This window comes from Pseudaeromonas sharmana (assembly GCF_042649925.1).
GTDB classification, from domain to species: domain Bacteria; phylum Pseudomonadota; class Gammaproteobacteria; order Enterobacterales; family Aeromonadaceae; genus Pseudaeromonas; species Pseudaeromonas sharmana.
Map to the genome: position 1 here is coordinate 339,015 of NZ_JBHSAF010000001.1, position 18,682 is coordinate 357,696.

The following is an 18,682-nucleotide window of genomic DNA, read 5'->3' on the forward strand; positions in this document are numbered from 1 at the left end:
ACCGATAACATAGGATGAAGAATGAAAGTCAGTGTGCTGGTGCCAGTCTACAACCTCGAGCGTTTCATCGAACCTTGTCTCGAGAGCCTGCTGACGCAACAGGTCAACTTCGATTACGAGGTGATCGCCATCGATGATGGTTCCCGCGACGGCTCCTGGGCCATCATGCAGCGTCTGGCAGAACGCTATCCGCAGCTGCGCGCGCTGCAGAACCCGCAGAATATCGGTCTGGCGCGCACGCAAAAGCGGCTGCTGAACGAGGCGCAAGGGGAGTACATCGCTTATGTCGACGGCGATGATCTGGCGTTGCCTGGCAAGCTACAGACCCAGACCGACTACCTGGATGCCCATCCTCACTGTCGGCTCTGCTATCACGAGGCGGACATGTTCGACGATGAGACTGGCGCCACGATCAAGCTGTTTACCCGTGATTTTTATAATTTCCGCTATCTGCGCCCGGTCGGTGATCGCGCCGATCTGATCCGCTATGGCTGTTTCGTCAATGCCAGTGCCATCATGTTTCGCCGGCATGAGCGCATGGGTGAGGCCATCGATGAAGGCTGCAAGATCATTCTCGATTATCCCTGGCATATTCTGAACTTGTCGCTGCAGCCTGGCACGCTGGATTTCATTCCTGCCGTGCTGGGCCGCTATCGCTATCACGCCAACAGTTTTGGTGGCCAGACGCGGCAGTCGGCGGAACGGCGTGAACAGTCGCTGCAAGATCTGCTGCGTGCCTGTGACAATGCGGCGGCATTCGGCGCGGAGCCGACGCTGATTGCCCAGGGGCGAGCACATCACCTCTATTCTGCGGCGCTCTATTTTCTGCGTCAGGGCGACACCCCGCGTTTTACGCGACTGATTGAGCAATCTGTGGCCGACGTGGCCACGCTGGCGCCGGGCTGGTTCTTTGATGATCGCCACCAATTGGCCTGGGAATGCAGACACGACCCTGCCCAGGTAGCGCAACGTTTGTTTGGAGAAACCGTATGAATTATCAGGCGATCGTGGTTGGCGCCGGCCTGTCTGGCGCCGTGATGGCCGAACGCATGGCCAGTCAGTTGGGCTGGCGTGTACTGCTCCTCGAACAGCGTGACCATCTGGCTGGCAACTGTTTTGACGAACAGGATGCGGCGGGGGTGCTGATTCACCGCTATGGTCCCCATTTGTTTCATACCGACAAGCCGGCGGTGGCCGACTACCTGTCACGCTTCACCGACTGGCATCAGTACGAGCACCGCGTGTTGTCGCGCATCGAAGGGCAACTGGTGCCATTGCCATTCAACTTGACCAGCATCGAGCGCTGCTTCCCGGCCGACAAGGCACAAGCGCTGATTACGGCACTGGTGTCGCGCTATGGCGAGGGCGCCCGTGTGCCTATCCTGACGTTGCGCCAGGAAGCGGATCCGCTGCTCGGCGAGCTGGCGGAGTTCATCTACCAGAAGGCCTTCGTTAACTACACCAGCAAGCAGTGGGGCATGCCACCCGAGGCCATTTCACCGGAGGTCACAGCGCGGGTGCCTGTGGTCGTCAGCCGCGATGATCGCTATTTCACCGATCCGTTTCAGGCGGTGCCGCAAGCCGGCTATAGCGCCATGGTGGCGGCCATGCTGGCACACCCGAATATCGAGCTGCAGCTGTCGGTCGCCATGGCGGAGCGGGTTGTGCTGGACTGGGAACGGGGAACGATCCTGCTCGACGGCGTGCCGTTTACCGGCCCGCTGATCTACACCGGCATGCTGGATGCGCTCTGTGCTGGCAGTGAAGCACTGCCTTACCGTTCACTGCGTTTCGAGCACAGCCACCTGGCGCAGCCGCAGTTCCAACCGGTGACCACGGTGAATTACCCGAATGAAGAGGCCTACACCCGCATCACCGAATTCAAGCACCTGACCGGGCAAAGACATGCGGGTACCAGTATCGTCTACGAGTACCCCTGCGCCTACACGCCGGAGCAGGGTCTGGAGCCCTATTACCCGCTGTTTACCGACACGGCGCAGCAGCGCTACGCCGCCTGTCGCGCCCAACTGGCGTGTTTTACCCAGTTAATACCGTTAGGCCGCCTGGCCGAATACCGTTATTTCGATATGGATGATGCGGTGGACAATGCGTTGCAGTGTTTCGCCGAGCTGTTGCGTGCGCAGCAGAGTTGACTGAATAAGGCGTGCTGCGTGTAGGCGCTGCTGACAGGGAATATTATGAAACCGATCTGTGTGGTGATTTGTAACTTCAACAAACAAGATTTTGTATTGGGTGCCATCGCCTCGGTGCAGCAAACAGCGGCCGATATTGCCGATATTCTGGTGGTGGATAATGCCTCGACAGACCAGTCCGTCGCGCTGATCCAGGCTCAATTTCCCGGTATCCGTCTGGACGTGCTGCCGGTCAATATCGGCGGCTCAGGGGGCTTCGCCCATGGCATGCGCGCGGCGCAACAAGCGGGCTATCGCTATATCGCGCTGCTGGACAATGATGCAGTCGTGCTGCCAGGTACCCTGGCCGGCATGATGTCGCGTCTGGAGCAGAATGCCGAGATCGGTGTCGTTGGTCCGGCAATGTGCAAGATGGACATGCCGGAAATGGTGCAGGAGGTTGGCGCGAATGTGCTGTCGGAAGATGGTGCCTTCCATCTGAATTTTCCCAGTGAACGCTATAGCGCCATCCCTGCCGAGCTGGTGGAATGTGATTACGTGCCGGCATGCTGCCTGATGACAACCGGCCCGGTTGTTGCGCAGGTGGGGGGATTCGATGAGCACTTCTTTCTATACTGGGATGATATTGACTGGTGTGTACGGGTGAAAGATGCCGGCTGGCGTGTGGTTGCCGATCCGCAGGTTTGCGCCTTGCACAAAGGTGGTGGCGTCAATGCGACCAATACGATTCCGCGTTATTACTACTGGCGCAACAAGCTGCGTTTCTTCCGCAAGCATCCCCAACGGTACCCTGCCGAAGAGATATGTGCTGCCATCACCCGGGATCTGGCACGCAGTGTGACGTTCCAGCGCCTGAATGGCATGGATGAGTTATTGGTTGCATTGCGGCAAGGGATCCATGATGCCGAAGCCGGTATCTGGGGGCGTTATCAGGGCGAGGCGTTTCCCGAGCGCGGTAATGGAAAGCGGCAATTGCTGAACAGCATGATACCGCCTGGCCATTACCAGCTGGATTTCAGCGCTGTCATGAACAGTCAGCTGTCGGCAAGTCGCAAGGTTAATAACCTGTGCCGGTTTATCACCAGTTGCAGTCAATTTCCGGCGACGACCCATAGTTTCCGTGTTGCATCCACTGCGTTACCACCGGAAGTGATGACGCGGGTACTGGCATGGCCTGCCCAGGTCAGTGTGGGTGTCGAGGACGCTGAGCGAGGCGCACAACGACTGATAGTGGTTCCTCATCTGTTTGATGAGACAGAACGGAAGCCCGTCGACGGTTGCGTGCTGACGGATCTGTTCTGGAACCTGATTCCGCCGTCGGTGAGTGGATTGACCAGCTTGCAGATTGCGACCGAAATCGCGCATCTGCAGCAACAATTGCAACGTTTTTTCGCGTTGGAGTCGGCATGATGACCATGGTCAAGCCTGAACAGAAGTTGCTGGCTGTCTACAACGTGAACCTCAAAACCCGTGGCCATTTGGGGGTCATGCGCAAGGTTGTGGCACAGGCACAGGGGTTTAGCCGAAATGGTGTTCGGGTCACCATGGTGTGTGGGGACGGTTCTGAGATTGTGAGTTTGACTGTAATCAATGGTCAGCAGGTTCGTCGTGACGTGATTGCCACGCAGGTTTCGCCTGGCGATTTTTTTATCCATGTCGCGGATTGGGTGAATCAACATATCCAGCCTTCAGATTTTGATTGGGCATATATCCGCTACAATCCGATGCATAATGACGAATTATTGCATCTAGCTGAATCCGTGGTGAATAAATCCACTCCGTTGTTTGTTGAGATGTATACGCTGGAATATCAAAATGAAATGCCGGCGGATGCTGCAATTCGTGATCAGTATTATCGATTACAGTTAGCGCAGTGGGTGACAGGCTTCTTTACTCCGAGTGCTGTTTGTGAGTCAGCGTTATTTTTGCAGCGTCCACTGTATAAAATGGGCAATGGTGCAACCTGGGTTTCAGCGCAAGAACCTGGAGGGTTAGCCGATATAAATTTGGCTTTCAATCTTATTGGTGTGGGTTATTTAGCACCATGGCATGGGTATGATCGATTATTTGCTGCTATTCCTGAGTTTATTAAAGCCTATCCCGATGTCGCCCTCCGAATCACTTTGGTAGGACAAGGACCTGGGGCAGAGGCATTGCGGAAAGAGGTACAGCGTGCCGGCGTGGAAACCTGGGTTGAATTTACCGGCGCTCTGGATGCGGAACAATTGGCAAGCCGTTATGTCCGCTCTCATGTTGGACTTGGTACTCTAGGATTCCATCGAACTGGGGTCAAGTATGCTGAACCTCTCAAACACCGAGAGTTTATGTTGTATGGCTTACCGTTTGTTTACAGTGTGGAAGACGCCTTTTCTCGAGTGGCACTTCCAGGCGTCTGGAGATTGCCGCCAGATGATTCAGTAGTCGATTTAATATGGCTCTATCAGGAGTATAAAAAACTCGACAAGGACGACGTCGCGCAAACATTGCAAACGTATGCAGAAAGTCATTATAGCTGGGAGCGGCAAACCGCCAATATCCTGCAAACGATGCGCGCCACAAGTTTGTGACTATACAGCGTAACTTTAATAAATGACCCCTGTGTTGTTAAGGAGATAACTTGGAAATAAACGTATATCACTGCCCTCTTTGTGATTATAGAGGGGAGTTGCTTTCATTCCGAGGGCGTCCTTATGCCCAGTGTCCAAACTGCTTGAGTCTTGAACGTCATCGTTTTCAATACCAAATTTTGCAAAAAGTTTTGCATGAGAAAAATACTCAGCTGATGCATGCATTGCACTTTGCTCCTGAGCCTGGGCTGAAGGCCTTCTTTGGTCATCGCTTTGCAAAATATGTTACTGCTGATATTGAAATGCCAGAAGTTGACATTAATGTAGATATTCAGTCGCTACCTTTTTTGGATGAGACATTTGATTTTGTTTTTGCATCACATGTGCTTGAACATATTCCAGATGATCGCAAGGCATTATCTGAAATTCGGAGAATTTTAAAGCCACATGGCATGGCAATTTTGCCGGTGCCGATTGTTGGTGCAACAACAATCGAGTATCCGATGCCTGATCCATTGCAAGATAATCATGTTCGTGCTCCAGGATTGGATTATTATGATCGGTATGCTGACTACTTTTCATCGTGTCAGTTTTACTCTTCAGAAGAGGTCGAAGTTGAGTGCCAGCCCTTTGTCTTTATCGGAGAAAGTTACCAACATCCGTTACGAGTTGATGCACATAAAATGAAAGATATTATACCTGTTTGCTATCGATAAGAGAGGGGGCATGGATAATATTCTGCATATTTTTGGCGATACACATCATCATAACGTTTCAATTATTGAGTATTTTTCAAAATTGAATCTTTCTGGGGTGCAGCATCAGTTTCTCGTATTTGATCGTAAAAATAGATGTGAGCTCTATGCTGGTCTATCGGCAGACATTACTTTTTTTAGCCAGAACATGGAGATATTTCCATGGTTGAGAACTAATCATTATAAATTCGACGAAGTACTGTTTCATGGGTTTTTTAATCATATTCTTTGGGAGTTGATTCTTGAAGATGAAGCATTTTGTAAGAAATCAAACTGGCTGATGTTTGGTGGGGATTTACTCATGGATCTTTATTTTAAAGAGAGTGATCCACTTTTTATTAAAACATCTGAAATCCGAAGTAAATGCATACAAAAAATGCATTCAGTGTTTTCCAATATAAGCTCGGATACAGATGAGGCAATATGCGTTCATCGCTATGGTAGGCCGAAGGTTTGCCTTAAGTATGCTTATTATGATAATTACGATGTTGAAAAGCAGTCATTACCACAAGCACTTTCTATATTTTTAAAGACAGGACATGTCGTTGTTGTTGGGAATTCTGCAGATGTGACAAACCGGCACAAGGAATTAATCACTGCCGTGCATGAAAAATGGCCAGAAAGTAAAGTGCTTTGTCCACTAACGTATTCAGGAAATCAGCAATATATCGACGAAGTGATTGCTCATGGTCGTAGCTTGTTAGGTGACAGATTTTATCCGTTGCTGGAGATGTTGCCAAAGGCGGCCTATTTCTATGCTTTGAGCTTATGTCAGGTGCTTTTACTGGGCCATCAACGACAACAAGCGGGTCATCACTGGTTGTTCTGGTTAAAAAGTGGCAAGCCGTTATTTGGTGCATGTTCTGCTCCCATCCCCGCTAATCTCATCGAATTGGGGGCGAAGATCATTGACATCGCGGAAATACCCGATGCAATGACATTAGAAAATATCGAAACTGAATTTGCTAATAACTATTATGTTTTTGAGCGGAATTTTAGCAAACAACATATAGATTTATTATGGCAACGCAATTTTACAACATTGCATGCGACGCGATAGGGTAAAAATGGCGCGACGCAATCATTGAGCGAGGATGTTAAAATATGAGCAAAAACATACCGGTCACTCAGCCGTTTTTACCACCATTAAGTGAATTTATTCCGGCGCTGGAGCAAATTTGGGCAAATAAATGGTTGACGAATAACGGCCCATTTCATCAGGAATTTGAGCAAGCGCTTTGTGATTACCTTGGTGTAGAGCATATCTCTTTGTTTGCAAATGGCACATTAGCATTAGTCACAGCGTTGCAAGCTTTGCGGGTAACAGGTGAAGTTATCACCACACCCTATTCGTTTGTAGCCACCAGTCATGCATTGATTTGGAATGATCTGACTCCTGTTTTTGTAGATATTAAACCAGGGTCCTTCAACATGGATCCCGATAAGATTGAGGCGGCCATTACACCGCGTACAACCGCTATAATGCCTGTGCATTGTTATTCAGAACCATGTGCTATGCATGAAATTCAACGCATCGCTGATAACTATGGCCTTAGTGTGATCTATGATGCAGCGCATGCTTTCGGTATCAAGTATCAGGGACAAAGCATATTACAGCATGGTGATATGTCGGTTTTAAGTTTTCACGCAACAAAGGTATTCAATACATTCGAGGGTGGGGCAATTGTTTCTCGTTCAAAAAAAATAAAGCAACGGGTCGATTATCTGAAAAATTTCGGTTTTGCTGATGAAGTTACCATCGTTGCGCCTGGTATTAATGGTAAGATGAGTGAGTTCAATGCTGCATTCGGTTTGTTGCAACTGAAATATGTTGATGAGGCCATTTCCCTGCGTGAAAAAATAGATGGTCTATATCGTGCAGAATTAGGATCAGTTTCTGGTGTATCTATTCCTGTGTTGTCAACCGAGACACAGCATAACTATTCTTATTTTCCCATTTTGATTGAGGCTGATTATCCACTATCACGTGATGAATTGTATCAAAAACTCCGGGAGCACGGCATTTTGGCTAGACGCTATTTTTATCCACTGATAAGTAATATGCCAATGTATCGTGGCCTGTCATCCTCATTGCCTGATAATTTGCCGCAGGCTAACCTCGTCGCAGATAAAATTTTGTGTTTGCCGATTTACCCCGCTCTTGAGCAACCCGAGCAGACACGAATCATTGATATTATTCGGGGAAGAGTATGAAGCGTATTCACGCCATTTACGGCGCAGGGGGCTATGGCCGCGAAGTCATGCCCATCTTGCGTACCCGCGTAGACGAACAGACCACAGTCATGTTTGTAGTAGATGATGTTACAGCCAGTACGACCATCAACGGTTATTCTGTTATTTCTTATACCGAGTTTTGTCAGCTAGAAGCCGATGAAAAATATTTCACTATTGCCATAGCTGACAGTGCTGTTCGTCAACGGATTTATAATCGATGCCTTGGGGATGGTTTGCTTCCCGCTTCAGTGTTGGCCGACAATGTGGTAATGATGGATGATGTCTCTATAGGCACAGGTGCGATACTAAGTCCGTTTTGTTGTTTAACATCGAATATTCGTATTGGTGTTTGTTTTCATGCAAATATATATTCTTATATTGGCCATGATTGTCGAATAGGTGATTTTGTTACACTTGCTCCCGGCGTTAAATGTAATGGTAATGTCGTAATAGAAGACCATGTCTATATTGGCGCCGGCGCTATTATAAAGCCTGGTTCAACTGAAAATCCTACAGTGATTGGTCGTGGGGCCAAGATAGGGATGGGAGCGGTGGTTATTCAATCCGTTGCCGAAGGAGCGGAAGTGTTTGGTAACCCTGCCAGAGTCTTCGCCATTAATAAAACCTAGTATGTGATTTCCGGAGGCGAAATGTCGGCTTGCGAGATATGTGGTGGTAAAACTGTTTTCTACTTTAAAAAAAATTATGCATCATCACCATATTCACATTTGATGTGCGACTGGGGTGATATAGAGTATATCCGTTGTGAAAATTGCGGTTTTGTTCTTTCACTTAGTCATCAACAGGCATCGCGTTCTGCTTGGGAAAAGCTGAATCATGATTATCATCATCTTATTGAAAATTGTGATGGATCATTTAGCATTCCTAACCAGCCTCCTTATGCGATGCAAGCCATGATGCTGCAATTGCTCGCCGTGAATGGAATTATCAGTCTTGCTAATAGTCTTGATTATGCTGGTGGCTATGGGCGCCTTAGTCTTTTGTTAAGCAAGTACTATGATGTTCGCCTGCCGGTCTATGATCCTTTTGTGACATCGAACGATGCGCACAATTTCTATTTCAATGATATTCAAGGAATGTCGTTTGATACTGTTTTTAATTCGGCGATGTTTGAGCATGTTCGCAGTCGTGAAGAGTTGGAACACGTCAATGAATTAATCAATCCGAATGGTACATTATTGATACATACCGTCGTTACCGAAATTGTACCCAAAGATCCAGACTGGTTTTATCTTGCCCCACCGGTACATTCTGCATTTCATACTAATAAGAGTATGAGCATTTTAATGACACAGTGGGGCTTTAATGCCTCTATTTACTCGCCTTTAAGCAAGACCTGGTGTCTGCTACGGCTTCATGATAAAACTATTGAGCAACGGGTAAATTTAATTAATCATGAGCTACAGTCTAATTTTTTAATCTATAAAGATGGTTTCGTAGACTACTGGAAATGAACATTTTCAATTTAATCATATGAAAATTGTTATTTATTCTTTTTAATAGCGAAGCTTAAGCTTTCCGATATATCCATTGTTAAATATTGAATTCGGTAATTTTCTGCAACGCAAAATTCATGCACAGCTTCAATGACGCCATATCTACACTGGCTATGCCAATTACCCTGCATGTAATCATGCCCGGCAATAATTCCGTCTGGTTTTATTTTTGTTGCATAACCCTGTAGTTCATCTCGTGTCAGCTCGTAACTGTGGGTGGTGTCGATATATACCCAGTCAAAATAACTATCTGGAAACAGTTGCAGTGCCTCGAGTGATGTCTGGCGGTGTATCAAAATCTGTCCAGTTGATATGGAATTGGCAAAGTGCGAGCTGACGTCATGATGCAGCGCGTCACCATAACGCTCCGAACTCCAGGGATCGATGAGGTGCAGCTGCTGCGGTTGGCTCAGCGCCATGATCTGGCGGCTGAAATCGCCGGCGGCAACCCCCAGCTCGGCGACGATCCCCTGCTTGGGTAGCCGCTCGAGCAAGGCCTGGCGATTGGTCAGCAGCGTTGCACCGGCGATATGCTGTTGCTGCAACGGGATCTTGGGCAGGCGGTCTTCGGCTTTGCTGCGCACGGCTTGCAGGGCACGCTCATATTCACGGCAGGTCTGCTGGATCGCGTCCAGTTCGCTGACGGCGATGCCCGGAGCTATTCCGTAACTGGCCAGCGTCTGGTTGATTTCATCGATAAAGCAGCTAGCGATCAGGATCTGGTCGAATTTTAGCTCACCGAGTTGGCTGGGATGATAAACCGGTCTGTTCATCCAGCGCGTACCCTGCCTGGCCGGGTCACTGTCAACAAATCCCAGCAGCGTATAGTTCAGGGCCAGGGCGGGTAAGAAATGCAGCGCTTGGGCTGAGGTGCCGTAGATCAGGATGTGCATGGCGGACTCCGCAAAGGTCGGTCTCAGGACGAGGCTAACAAAGCACCGAGGACGGTGTCTTGTTGCGCCTGGCTCATGGTCGGAAACAGCGGCACTGTGATGGCGCCGGCGTAGAAGTGTTCGGCCTGGGGCAGCGGTGTCTGGGCCCAGCGCTGATACCAAGGCTGTCGGTAGATCGGCATATAGTGGACGTTGGCGCCGATGCCCTGTGCTCGCAGCCGCGCAAACAGCTCTGCACGCTGTTCCGGGGCGACATGGTGGACATACAGATGAAAGGCGCTGCGCCGTGCGGCGCTAAAATAGTGTGGCAGTCGCTCCGGGGCCAGTGCCTCGAAATAACCACGCGCCAGTTCACCGCGCTGGTGGATCCAGGTTTCCAGATTTGCCATCTGGCTTAGTCCCAGCGCCGCCTGGATGTCGGTCATGCGATAGTGGAAACCGAGCAGCTGTTGTTCGTAATACCAGGGGCCGTCCGGCTCGTAGATGAAGTCTTCCGCCTCGCGGGTGATGCCATGGCTGCGCAGCAGACGCATGGTTTTGGCCAGCGTGGCGTCATTGGTCATCGCCATGCCGCCTTCGCCGGTGGTGATGATCTTCACCGGGTGAAAGCTGAAGACGGTGATATCGCTATAGCGGCCCAAGCCTATCGGCTCATGCTGGTAGCGGGCACCCAGCGCGTGACAGGCGTCTTCGATGATGCGAAAGCCATACTGCTGGCTCAAGGCATGGATCGCCTGCATGTCGCAGGGCAGTCCGGCAAAATGTACCGGGATCACCACCTTGGGCAGCGTGCCTTCGGCTTGCGCTGCCATGAGCTTGCGCTCGAGGGCGGCGACACACAGGTTGCCGGTCTCCGGCTCGACGTCGACAAAATCGACCTGGGCGCCGCAATAGAGAGCGCAGTTGGCCGAGGCGACGAAGCTGATGGGGCTGGTCCACACCCAGTCACCCGCGCCAACGCCCAGCGCCAGACAGGCAATATGCAGTGCGGCGGTACCTGAGCTCACCGCAACCGCGCACTCTGCGCCACAATAGTCGGCAACCGCTTGTTCAAAGCGGGGTACGGCCGGCCCCTGGGTCAAAAAATCCGAACGCAGGACGCTGACGACCGCCTCGATATCGGTCTCGCTGATCGCCTGACGACCATACGGGATCATGCCATGACCTGCCTGTTCAGCGCCCGCATCTCGTCAATGGAGAGGAAGTGATCGTTATTCTTCGAGTTGTACTCGAAGCCTTCGGTGACCGCCTTGCCTTTCTGCCCCAGGGCATTGGTGGAGAAGTCGTCATTGCGATGGTTGAAGCTGATGGACGGCGCTATGACGTAATAATCCTTGAACTCGTAGGTGTGGTAGGAGTCATCCGCCGGACACATTACCTCGTGCAATTTCTCGCCCGGGCGAATGCCGACAATCTTCTGCGGCAGCTGTGGTGCCATGGCGGTGGCGAGATCCGTGATGCGGATTGAGGGGATCTTCGGTACGAACAACTCGCCCCCCTTCATGCGGGCAAAGTTCTTGAGTACAAAGTCCACCCCCTGATCCAGCGTGATCCAGAAGCGGGTCATCTCGGCGTGGGTGATCGGCAGGTGGTCGTATCCATCGCGGATCAGCTTGTCGAAGAACGGCACGACCGAGCCGCGCGAGCCTGCCACGTTGCCGTAACGTACCACGGCAAATTCGGTCGGATTATTACCGGCGATGTTGTTGGCGGCGACAAACAGCTTGTCCGAACAGAGCTTGGTGGCGCCATACAGGTTGATCGGATTCGCCGCCTTGTCGGTGGAGAGGGCGATCACCTTCTGTACCTGGTTGCTGAGCGCCGCCTGAATGACGTTCTCGGCGCCGTTGATATTGGTCTTGATACACTCCATCGGGTTGTATTCGGCGGCCGGCACCTGTTTGAGGGCGGCGGCGTGTACCACATAGTCGACTCCTTGCATGGCCAGGGTCAGACGCTGGGCATCGCGCACGTCGCCGATGAAGTAGCGCATGCACGGCTGGTTGAAGGTCTGCTGCATCTCGAACTGCTTGAGCTCATCACGCGAGTAGATAATGACGCGGCGTGGCGCGTAGTTGGCGAGCACGGTTTCGACAAATTTCTTGCCGAATGATCCGGTACCGCCGGTGATGAGAATGCTCTTGTCGTTTAACATGCTGCTGTCCTTCAGAATCGGTAGCGACCGTGCCCTTGTGTGCCTTAAGCTGGCACTATACCCTGCTTACAGGTGATAACGCCTTGTTAAACTTCTCATTTCTGCTGGCTAGCAGTCAGAGAAAGCTTCGGCTGACGCCATTTTGTCGCCTTTTCACGTAGCAAGATAAATAGCAAATTTTGGACCAAATCACCTGAAGAGAATTCGATGAGCGAGTTGTTTGCGGAAAATATGAGCATATTGCAGCGGCGCTGGCCGGCCCTGGCGGCCCAGCTGGCGGCGTTGCCGGAGGCGGGCGTGGATGCCGAGTTGGTCGAGGGACAGCAAAGTACGCTGCGTATCGATGGTATCCAGTTGTCCAGCCGCCATGACCGCCTCGCCGAGGCACAGGTGCAGGCCGACAGCGTGGCGCAGAGTGCAGCCGTGGTGCATCTGTACGGTACTGCGCTGGGTGAGGTGATCCCGTTGCTGCTGGCGCGCCCGGCGCTGCAGCAGTTGCATGTCCACCTGCTCAATGAGGCACTGTTTGCGCTCTTGCTGCGGTTATTGCCGATGCCCTGGCTCGCCGCACCGCAGCTGCACCTGCAACTGGCGGCGCAGAGCAAAGAGATTCAATTGCCGTTTCTGGCCTTGCCGGCCGAGCTGCAACTGGCCAGCGAGACCAATGCGCGCATTCGCGATCGGCTGGTGGCGGAAATTCATTTGCCGTTTGTGAATCGCCGTTTCAGTGCCGATGATCCGCAGCGACAGGCGCGACTGGCAGACAACCGCAGCGGATATGCCGCCGATACCGATGTGCGTGCACTGGATGGCCGTCATGCCGGAGCCGAGTTGTTGCTACTGGCCCCGGGGCCGACACTGAGCCGGCACTATGATCGGCTGCGGCAGATCCAGTGTCAGGCCGGGCGCCCGGTGCTGCTGTGTGTGGATACCGCCTATCTGCCGCTGCGCCGCGCGGGCATCCGTCCGGATTACGTGGTGAGCATCGATTACTACATTCACCCAGGTATCTTGCCAGGTGACGATAGCCACGAGACCGCCCTGATCTACTTTCCGATGATCGACCCCCAGGTGATTCAGGGCTGGCAGGGGCCGCGCTTTGCCGCCTGCTCTGCGAGCCCGCAGTATGCTGCGCTGCAAAGCACTGTCTCGCGGGGCATGCTGTTTTCGCGTGGCAGCGTGCTGCATCCAGCGGTGGATCTGGCCGTGCGCATGGGCGCCCGTCGCATCACCTTCCTGGGAACCGATTTTGCGTTTATCAACCACGAAACCCATGCCGGTTGGCCCGCCGGTCTGTTGACGCCGAGTGACATGCCGACCGATTGGGTCGTGAACGGCCATGGCCAGCGGGTGAGCACGCTGCTGAATTTCCGCAGTTATCTGTGCGATCTGGAGCGTTTCATTGAATGCCATCCCGAGGTGGCGTTCTTCAATGGTTGCCGCGACGGGGCCCGCATCGACGGGGCTGAGTACGATGAGCACTGGTGTCAGGGAGAGGGCCATGAGTGAATCTGTGAATGGGTTATCGGCCCTGAGCCGCGATATTGCGGTGCAGTTCCGGCAATGTCATGACATCGAGGGCGCACTGGCTCTGGTGGGGCTGCTGGAACAGGTGGTGGCCTTGTTACCAGGCCTGACCGTGGCACAGCAACAGCAGGCGGCGGCGTTGATGCGCAATGCGCTGGCCTGTCAGGAGCGCAAGGACTGGCTGGCGCTGGCCGATGATCTGACGGTCGAATGGCAGGTTTTTTTCGCCTCGCTGCCAGCGCCGGAGCCAGCGTCGCGCTGAATAGGGGGTCAAAATAACGACAATTTTGAGCCAGTGTCGAAAAATTGGCACTTGCTGGCTGCGCCGCTGGAGTTGGCTTGTTATAGTTCGTGCTGATGTCTGATTGATCTGGTTTACGCCGGAAAAAAACCTACAACGAGGCGAGGGATCGTGAAATGGATCTGATGGGGAATGTGCTGATCATTGATGGTGACGAGGCGCGGCGCCAACAGCTGGAAACCATACTCTCATTCATGGGCTGCCAGTGGCAAAGCGGCGCCGAAGAGGACTGTCTGGCCTATCTGGATGCGCCGAATCAGGTCTCTGCCGTGTTGCTGGGCGATCTGGCGAGCACGACAGAAGCTGCGCTGCTGGCACAGTTTGCCCGCGTTCCGTTTATCAGTTGCCAACCCGGTGAACCCAGCCAGCGTAATCTGATCGGCATCCTTGAGCCTCCATACAGTTACGAGCAACTGACCCGCTTATTGCATTTTTGCCAATCGTTCAATGCCATGCACCCGGCGCTGCAGGGGAGCGAACACAGCCAGACCCTGCTGCGGCTGCTGGTCGGCAAGGGGAATGCCATCCAGAGTGTGCGCCTGCTGATTGAACAGGTGGCCAGCAAGGATGCCAACGTGTTGATCCTTGGTGAGTCCGGTACCGGCAAGGAGGTGGTGGCGCGGGCTATCCACGAGCTGTCGCCCCGGGCGGCGGGCCCCTTTGTTCCGGTAAACTGCGGCGCCATACCCGGCGAACTGCTGGAGAGTGAACTGTTTGGCCATGAAAAAGGCGCGTTCACCGGGGCCATCACGGCGCGTCGTGGCCGTTTCGAGCTCGCCGAGGGGGGAACGCTGTTTCTCGACGAAATCGGTGATATGCCGATGCCGATGCAGGTCAAACTGCTGCGCGTGTTGCAGGAGCGTCTGTTTGAACGGGTGGGTGGCAGCCGGCCGATTAAGGCGGATGTGCGCATCATAGCGGCGACCCACCGGGATCTGGAGCAGATGATCATCGCCCAGACTTTCCGTGAAGATCTCTACTATCGTCTCAATGTCTTTCCCATCGAGACACCACCGTTGCGCGAGCGTGCTGACGACATTCCGTTGCTGCTGCAGGAGCTGCTGAATCGCCACGGCGCAGAACACAAGGCCTGGTTGCGTTTTACCCAGCGTGCGCTGGAGTCGTTGATGCAGCATCGCTGGCCGGGCAACGTCCGCGAGCTGTCGAATCTGGTCGAACGGCTGCTGATTCTATTCCCGAATCGTATCGTCGATGTCAAGGATCTGCCGAGCAAGTACCGTTACGGCGAGGATGTCTGGCTCGAAGAGGGGCCGGTCACGGAGTTGGCCGAACGCGATGCGCTGATCCAGGTACTCTCCGAGGAGTTTGAGCAGGGTGAGGAGCCGCTGGCAGATCCGTTCAGCCAGGTGTTGCCGGAAGAGGGGGTGAACCTCAAGGAGCTGCTGTCAGATCTGGAGGTCGGGCTGATCCGTCAGGCACTGGAGATGCAGGATGGCGTGGTGGCGCGGGCGGCCGATATGCTCGGCATGCGGCGGACCACGCTGGTCGAAAAGATGAAGAAGTACGGCATGGCCGCGCGTGATATGTAATAAGTGATTGATAGTTCTCTTATAGAAAGGCGCTGAGGCGCCTTTTCTATTTTTGGCCCGTCCTTTGCATTAACCCGGATTATCCCAGTGACTAACGGGTTTATGACACATGCAGACCAATGACCAGATCCCTTCACCGGCTAGCCGTTGGCAAGAGCCGGCCTTGCTGGCCGAGTTGTTCGACGAGATCCCCTCAGGTTTGATCCTGCTGGATGAGACCGGCCGTATTGCGCGCAGCAACCGTGCGGCGGATACCCTGCTCGGCGAATCCCTGCAAGGTAAACTGTGGATCGGCGTCATTCATCGCCTGTTTTGTCTGCGGCCCGATGATGGCCACGAGGTCTCGTTACGCAATGGCCGACGGGTGCAGATCTCGACCCAGCCCCTGCGCCAGCAGACCGGGCAACTGGTGCAAATTACCGATTTGACGGAAACCCGTCGCCTGCAGGATCAGCTCGGTCACCTGGAGCGGCTGTCGGCCCTGGGCAAGATGGCGGCATCGCTGGCCCATCAGATCCGGACCCCGCTGGCTGCCGCCATGCTGTATGGTGCCAATCTGGCCAACCGGACGCTGAGCCAGGATGCGCGGAGCAGCTTTCAGCGCAAGTTGATGGATCGCCTGCGCGATCTGGAGAATCAGGTCAGCGATGTGCTGTTGTTTGCCCGCAACGGCGAACAGCAGGTGGTGAGCGTCATTGAATTGACTGCCTTGATCGACAGCGTCGAAGCTGGCGCTGAAGCCATGATCCAGCAGCATCAGGCCCAACTGCGCATCGAGATGGATTCTCCGCCGGTCCCCTTGCTGGCCAACAGCGCGGCCTTGGCCAGCGCCATCAATAACCTGTTGGCCAATGCACTGCAGGCCGGTGCGCGCTCGTTATTGCTGTCGGCGCACAAGGTTGACGACGAGGCGGTGATCCGTGTGGTCGACAACGGCTGTGGCATGGCCTCCGACGTCGTGGCCCGGGTATTCGAACCCTTTTTCACTACCCGCAGCCGGGGCACCGGCCTGGGTTTGGCGGTGGTGCAGTCCGTCGTGCACTCTCACCAAGGTAAGGTTGAGGTGGCCTCGGTGCCGGGAGAGGGCACCTGCTTCACGATTCGCCTGCCGATTCATCAGGACGCAGCGGCGCTGCGCCAAGGAGGTGTAGCATGACCCAGGCCCGGATCCTGATCGTCGAGGATGACCATGGTCTGCGCGAGGCGATCGTCGATACCCTGATGTTGGCCGGCTATCTGTGCCTGGAGGCGGACAGCGGCGAAAGCGCGCTGTTGCAGCTGGGACGACAGAGTGTGGACATGGTCATCTCCGATATCCAGATGGGGGGCATGGACGGTCATACCCTGTTGACCAACGTCCGGCAAAAATACCCGCAGATCCCGGTCCTGCTGATGACCGCGTATGCCAATATCGACGGCGCGGTACGCGCCATGCGTGACGGTGCGATCGATTACCTGGCCAAGCCGTTCTCTCCGGAGGTGTTGCTCAACCAGGTCAGCCGTTATGTGCCGCCACAGCGCATCGAACGCCGCACCCCTATCTATGGCGATCCGCGCACCGAAGAGTTGTTGCAACTGGCCAGCCGGGTCGCCCGCTCCGAGGCGACGGTGATGATTTCCGGCGCCAGTGGTACCGGCAAGGAAGTGCTGGCGCGTTACATCCACGATCAGTCGAGCCGGGCCGAGCAGCCGTTTGTCGCCATCAACTGCGCCGCCATTCCGGATAACATGCTGGAGGCCACCCTGTTCGGCTATGAAAAGGGCGCCTTTACCGGTGCGGTCCAGGGCTGTCCGGGCAAGTTTGAACAGGCGCAGGGCGGCACCTTGTTACTCGATGAGATCACCGAGATGGATCTGGCTCTGCAGGCCAAGCTGTTGCGGGTGCTTCAGGAGCGCGAGGTGGAGCGTCTCGGCAGTCGCAAGACGATCGCGCTGGATGTGCGTGTCATCGCCACCAGTAACCGCGATCTGCGTCAGGCGGTCGCGGAGGGGCTGTTCCGCGAGGATCTCTTCTATCGGCTGAATGTGTTTCCGCTGCGCTGGCTGCCGTTGAGTGCCCGCCCCGGGGACATCATTCCGATCGCTACCCACCTGTTGCAGTGGCATGCGCGCGAGCAGGGCCTGAGTGCGCCAGTGCTGACGCCGGCGGCATGCCAGCGCCTGCAGCAGCACAATTGGCCGGGTAACGTGCGCGAGCTGGATAATGTCGTGCAACGAGCGCTGATACTGGCCACCACAGGGCAGATTGATGCTTGTGAGCTGATCTTCGATGCCCTGGCTTACGCCGATGAAGGGCTGCCGAGTGGCGAGGGCTTCTGGTTGCCGGAAGCTGAGCCCAGCCTGGCTGGGCGCGAGGCCTCTGAGCGGGTGCCCGGCATGGAACGCTTGGGTAACGAGCTGCGCCAGCAGGAGCATCAGATCATCCTCGACACGCTGCAGGCCTGTCAGGGCAGTCGCAAGGAGGTGGCCGAGCGGCTGGGGATCAGCCCGCGCACCCTGCGCTACAAGCTGGCGCGGATGCGGGAAGTTGGCATCGAGGTGCCTGAATAATCTCTCTTTTTTGTGAGCCCGCCGACACGGCGGGCGCTGCGTTGTCATCCCGCCATCCCTCTCTCGCCAATCGTGATATGCTGCTGGCACTTAAATTGCAGTGACAGGTTTACATCAGGTTTACGTCAATTTACTGTCGCTCGAGGTGAGTTATGGATGTTCAGGCCAGTTCGTTGTTTCAGGAGCTGCAGTCGCTAAGATTTGAGGCGACCGGCAGAACGCCCGAACCCGTCAATGGCACTGTCCAGCAGGACTTTGGCCAATTGCTGCAATCAGCGCTGGAAAACGTCAATTCGCTGCAACAGGATACCAACTCGCTTCGTACCCGCTTCGACATGGGGGATCGCAGTATCAGTCTTTCGGATGTGATGATCGCCGGTCAAAAATCCTCAATTGCCTTCGAGGCGACGGTTCAGGTTCGCAACAAGGTGGTCGAGGCGTACAAGACCATCATGAATATGCCGGTGTAATGGAGAAAC

At 54.0% G+C, this 18,682-nt stretch carries 18 protein-coding genes; 15 read left to right on the top strand and 3 right to left on the bottom strand.

The window, feature by feature from the left end; genetic code table 11:
• Nucleotides 1-21 precede the first annotated feature (21 nt).
• The 9 genes from ACFOSS_RS01605 to ACFOSS_RS01645 are packed head-to-tail and all read left to right on the top strand — an operon-like array spanning nucleotide 22 to nucleotide 9,185.
• Complete coding sequence (locus ACFOSS_RS01605) at nucleotides 22-993, top strand: glycosyltransferase family 2 protein (RefSeq protein WP_377150214.1); 972 nt, start codon at nucleotides 22-24, stop codon at nucleotides 991-993.
• On the top strand, nucleotides 990-2,153 hold the full coding sequence (gene glf / locus ACFOSS_RS01610; RefSeq protein ID WP_377150216.1) for a UDP-galactopyranose mutase: 1,164 nt from the start codon (nucleotides 990-992) through the stop codon (nucleotides 2,151-2,153). Before ACFOSS_RS01605 ends, glf begins: the two co-directional genes overlap by 4 nt.
• Before the next feature lie 45 nt (nucleotides 2,154-2,198).
• Entirely contained in the window at nucleotides 2,199-3,563 is a 1,365-nt protein-coding gene (locus ACFOSS_RS01615; RefSeq protein ID WP_377150218.1) for a glycosyltransferase family 2 protein, read from the top strand.
• The gene (locus ACFOSS_RS01620) at nucleotides 3,560-4,720 is read left to right on the top strand and encodes a glycosyltransferase (RefSeq protein ID WP_377150220.1); all 1,161 of its coding nucleotides are present in this window, start codon (nucleotides 3,560-3,562) and stop codon (nucleotides 4,718-4,720) included. Before ACFOSS_RS01615 ends, ACFOSS_RS01620 begins: the two co-directional genes overlap by 4 nt.
• 50 nt (nucleotides 4,721-4,770) lie before the next feature.
• Nucleotides 4,771-5,436 carry a class I SAM-dependent methyltransferase gene (locus ACFOSS_RS01625; RefSeq protein ID WP_377150222.1) on the top strand — a complete coding sequence of 222 codons (666 nt, stop codon included), beginning with the start codon at nucleotides 4,771-4,773 and terminating at the stop codon, nucleotides 5,434-5,436.
• A 10-nt stretch (nucleotides 5,437-5,446) separates the two neighbouring features.
• Entirely contained in the window at nucleotides 5,447-6,535 is a 1,089-nt protein-coding gene (locus ACFOSS_RS01630) for a TDP-N-acetylfucosamine:lipid II N-acetylfucosaminyltransferase (RefSeq protein WP_377150224.1), read from the top strand.
• Nucleotides 6,536-6,579: 44 nt separating this feature from the next.
• Nucleotides 6,580-7,689, top strand: a complete 1,110-nt coding sequence (locus ACFOSS_RS01635; RefSeq protein ID WP_377150226.1) for a DegT/DnrJ/EryC1/StrS family aminotransferase — start codon at nucleotides 6,580-6,582, stop codon at nucleotides 7,687-7,689.
• Nucleotides 7,686-8,339: a NeuD/PglB/VioB family sugar acetyltransferase gene (locus ACFOSS_RS01640; protein ID WP_377150228.1), complete on the top strand. Its 654-nt coding sequence runs from the start codon at nucleotides 7,686-7,688 to the stop codon at nucleotides 8,337-8,339. Before ACFOSS_RS01635 ends, ACFOSS_RS01640 begins: the two co-directional genes overlap by 4 nt.
• A gap of 21 nt (nucleotides 8,340-8,360) precedes the next feature.
• Nucleotides 8,361-9,185: a class I SAM-dependent methyltransferase gene (locus ACFOSS_RS01645; protein ID WP_377150231.1), complete on the top strand. Its 825-nt coding sequence runs from the start codon at nucleotides 8,361-8,363 to the stop codon at nucleotides 9,183-9,185.
• Between the two features lie 29 nt (nucleotides 9,186-9,214).
• Here the strand turns inward: ACFOSS_RS01645 and ACFOSS_RS01650 are convergent, their stop codons facing one another.
• The 3 genes from ACFOSS_RS01650 to pseB are packed head-to-tail and all read right to left on the bottom strand — an operon-like array spanning nucleotide 9,215 to nucleotide 12,275.
• A complete protein-coding gene (locus ACFOSS_RS01650) occupies nucleotides 9,215-10,120 on the bottom strand; it encodes a class I SAM-dependent methyltransferase (RefSeq protein WP_377150233.1) in 906 nt (301 codons plus the stop codon).
• A 23-nt stretch (nucleotides 10,121-10,143) separates the two neighbouring features.
• The gene (pseC, locus tag ACFOSS_RS01655) at nucleotides 10,144-11,277 is read right to left on the bottom strand and encodes a UDP-4-amino-4,6-dideoxy-N-acetyl-beta-L-altrosamine transaminase (RefSeq protein ID WP_377150235.1); all 1,134 of its coding nucleotides are present in this window, start codon (nucleotides 11,275-11,277) and stop codon (nucleotides 10,144-10,146) included.
• A complete protein-coding gene (gene pseB / locus ACFOSS_RS01660; protein ID WP_377150237.1) occupies nucleotides 11,274-12,275 on the bottom strand; it encodes a UDP-N-acetylglucosamine 4,6-dehydratase (inverting) in 1,002 nt (333 codons plus the stop codon). The genes pseC and pseB overlap by 4 nt, the downstream gene beginning before the upstream one ends.
• Nucleotides 12,276-12,482: 207 nt before the next feature.
• Between pseB and ACFOSS_RS01665 the strand changes: the two genes are divergently transcribed.
• From ACFOSS_RS01665 to fliE, 6 genes are all read left to right on the top strand, one after another.
• Nucleotides 12,483-13,784 (top strand): motility associated factor glycosyltransferase family protein, encoded by a 1,302-nt coding sequence (locus tag ACFOSS_RS01665; protein WP_377150239.1) that lies wholly within the window; start codon nucleotides 12,483-12,485, stop codon nucleotides 13,782-13,784.
• Nucleotides 13,777-14,064, top strand: a complete 288-nt coding sequence (locus ACFOSS_RS01670; protein WP_377150241.1) for a hypothetical protein — start codon at nucleotides 13,777-13,779, stop codon at nucleotides 14,062-14,064. Before ACFOSS_RS01665 ends, ACFOSS_RS01670 begins: the two co-directional genes overlap by 8 nt.
• Before the next feature lie 155 nt (nucleotides 14,065-14,219).
• Nucleotides 14,220-15,653, top strand: coding sequence for a sigma-54 dependent transcriptional regulator (locus tag ACFOSS_RS01675; RefSeq protein ID WP_377150243.1), 1,434 nt, complete (start codon nucleotides 14,220-14,222; stop codon nucleotides 15,651-15,653).
• A gap of 109 nt (nucleotides 15,654-15,762) precedes the next feature.
• On the top strand, nucleotides 15,763-16,809 hold the full coding sequence (locus ACFOSS_RS01680; RefSeq protein WP_377150245.1) for a two-component system sensor histidine kinase NtrB: 1,047 nt from the start codon (nucleotides 15,763-15,765) through the stop codon (nucleotides 16,807-16,809).
• Complete coding sequence (locus tag ACFOSS_RS01685; protein ID WP_377150247.1) at nucleotides 16,806-18,203, top strand: sigma-54-dependent transcriptional regulator; 1,398 nt, start codon at nucleotides 16,806-16,808, stop codon at nucleotides 18,201-18,203. The genes ACFOSS_RS01680 and ACFOSS_RS01685 overlap by 4 nt, the downstream gene beginning before the upstream one ends.
• 152 nt (nucleotides 18,204-18,355) lie before the next feature.
• Nucleotides 18,356-18,673 carry a flagellar hook-basal body complex protein FliE gene (gene fliE, locus ACFOSS_RS01690; RefSeq protein WP_377150249.1) on the top strand — a complete coding sequence of 106 codons (318 nt, stop codon included), beginning with the start codon at nucleotides 18,356-18,358 and terminating at the stop codon, nucleotides 18,671-18,673.
• Nucleotides 18,674-18,682: the final 9 nt, after the last annotated feature.

What these genes read in the sequence shown, in the direction of transcription:
- ACFOSS_RS01605 (WP_377150214.1), top strand. Translation starts at nt 22, where the DNA reads ATGAAAGTCAGTGTGCTGGTGCCAGTCTACAACCTCGAGCGTTTCATC.
- glf (WP_377150216.1), top strand. Translation starts at nt 990, where the DNA reads ATGAATTATCAGGCGATCGTGGTTGGCGCCGGCCTGTCTGGCGCCGTG.
- ACFOSS_RS01615 (WP_377150218.1), top strand. Translation starts at nt 2,199, where the DNA reads ATGAAACCGATCTGTGTGGTGATTTGTAACTTCAACAAACAAGATTTT.
- ACFOSS_RS01620 (WP_377150220.1), top strand. Translation starts at nt 3,560, where the DNA reads ATGATGACCATGGTCAAGCCTGAACAGAAGTTGCTGGCTGTCTACAAC.
- ACFOSS_RS01630 (WP_377150224.1), top strand. Translation starts at nt 5,447, where the DNA reads ATGGATAATATTCTGCATATTTTTGGCGATACACATCATCATAACGTT.
- ACFOSS_RS01635 (WP_377150226.1), top strand. Translation starts at nt 6,580, where the DNA reads ATGAGCAAAAACATACCGGTCACTCAGCCGTTTTTACCACCATTAAGT.
- ACFOSS_RS01640 (WP_377150228.1), top strand. Translation starts at nt 7,686, where the DNA reads ATGAAGCGTATTCACGCCATTTACGGCGCAGGGGGCTATGGCCGCGAA.
- ACFOSS_RS01645 (WP_377150231.1), top strand. Translation starts at nt 8,361, where the DNA reads ATGTCGGCTTGCGAGATATGTGGTGGTAAAACTGTTTTCTACTTTAAA.
- ACFOSS_RS01650 (WP_377150233.1), bottom strand. Translation starts at nt 10,120, where the DNA reads ATGCACATCCTGATCTACGGCACCTCAGCCCAAGCGCTGCATTTCTTA.
- pseC (WP_377150235.1), bottom strand. Translation starts at nt 11,277, where the DNA reads ATGATCCCGTATGGTCGTCAGGCGATCAGCGAGACCGATATCGAGGCG.
- pseB (WP_377150237.1), bottom strand. Translation starts at nt 12,275, where the DNA reads ATGTTAAACGACAAGAGCATTCTCATCACCGGCGGTACCGGATCATTC.
- ACFOSS_RS01665 (WP_377150239.1), top strand. Translation starts at nt 12,483, where the DNA reads ATGAGCGAGTTGTTTGCGGAAAATATGAGCATATTGCAGCGGCGCTGG.
- ACFOSS_RS01670 (WP_377150241.1), top strand. Translation starts at nt 13,777, where the DNA reads ATGAGTGAATCTGTGAATGGGTTATCGGCCCTGAGCCGCGATATTGCG.
- ACFOSS_RS01675 (WP_377150243.1), top strand. Translation starts at nt 14,220, where the DNA reads ATGGATCTGATGGGGAATGTGCTGATCATTGATGGTGACGAGGCGCGG.
- ACFOSS_RS01680 (WP_377150245.1), top strand. Translation starts at nt 15,763, where the DNA reads ATGCAGACCAATGACCAGATCCCTTCACCGGCTAGCCGTTGGCAAGAG.
- ACFOSS_RS01685 (WP_377150247.1), top strand. Translation starts at nt 16,806, where the DNA reads ATGACCCAGGCCCGGATCCTGATCGTCGAGGATGACCATGGTCTGCGC.
- fliE (WP_377150249.1), top strand. Translation starts at nt 18,356, where the DNA reads ATGGATGTTCAGGCCAGTTCGTTGTTTCAGGAGCTGCAGTCGCTAAGA.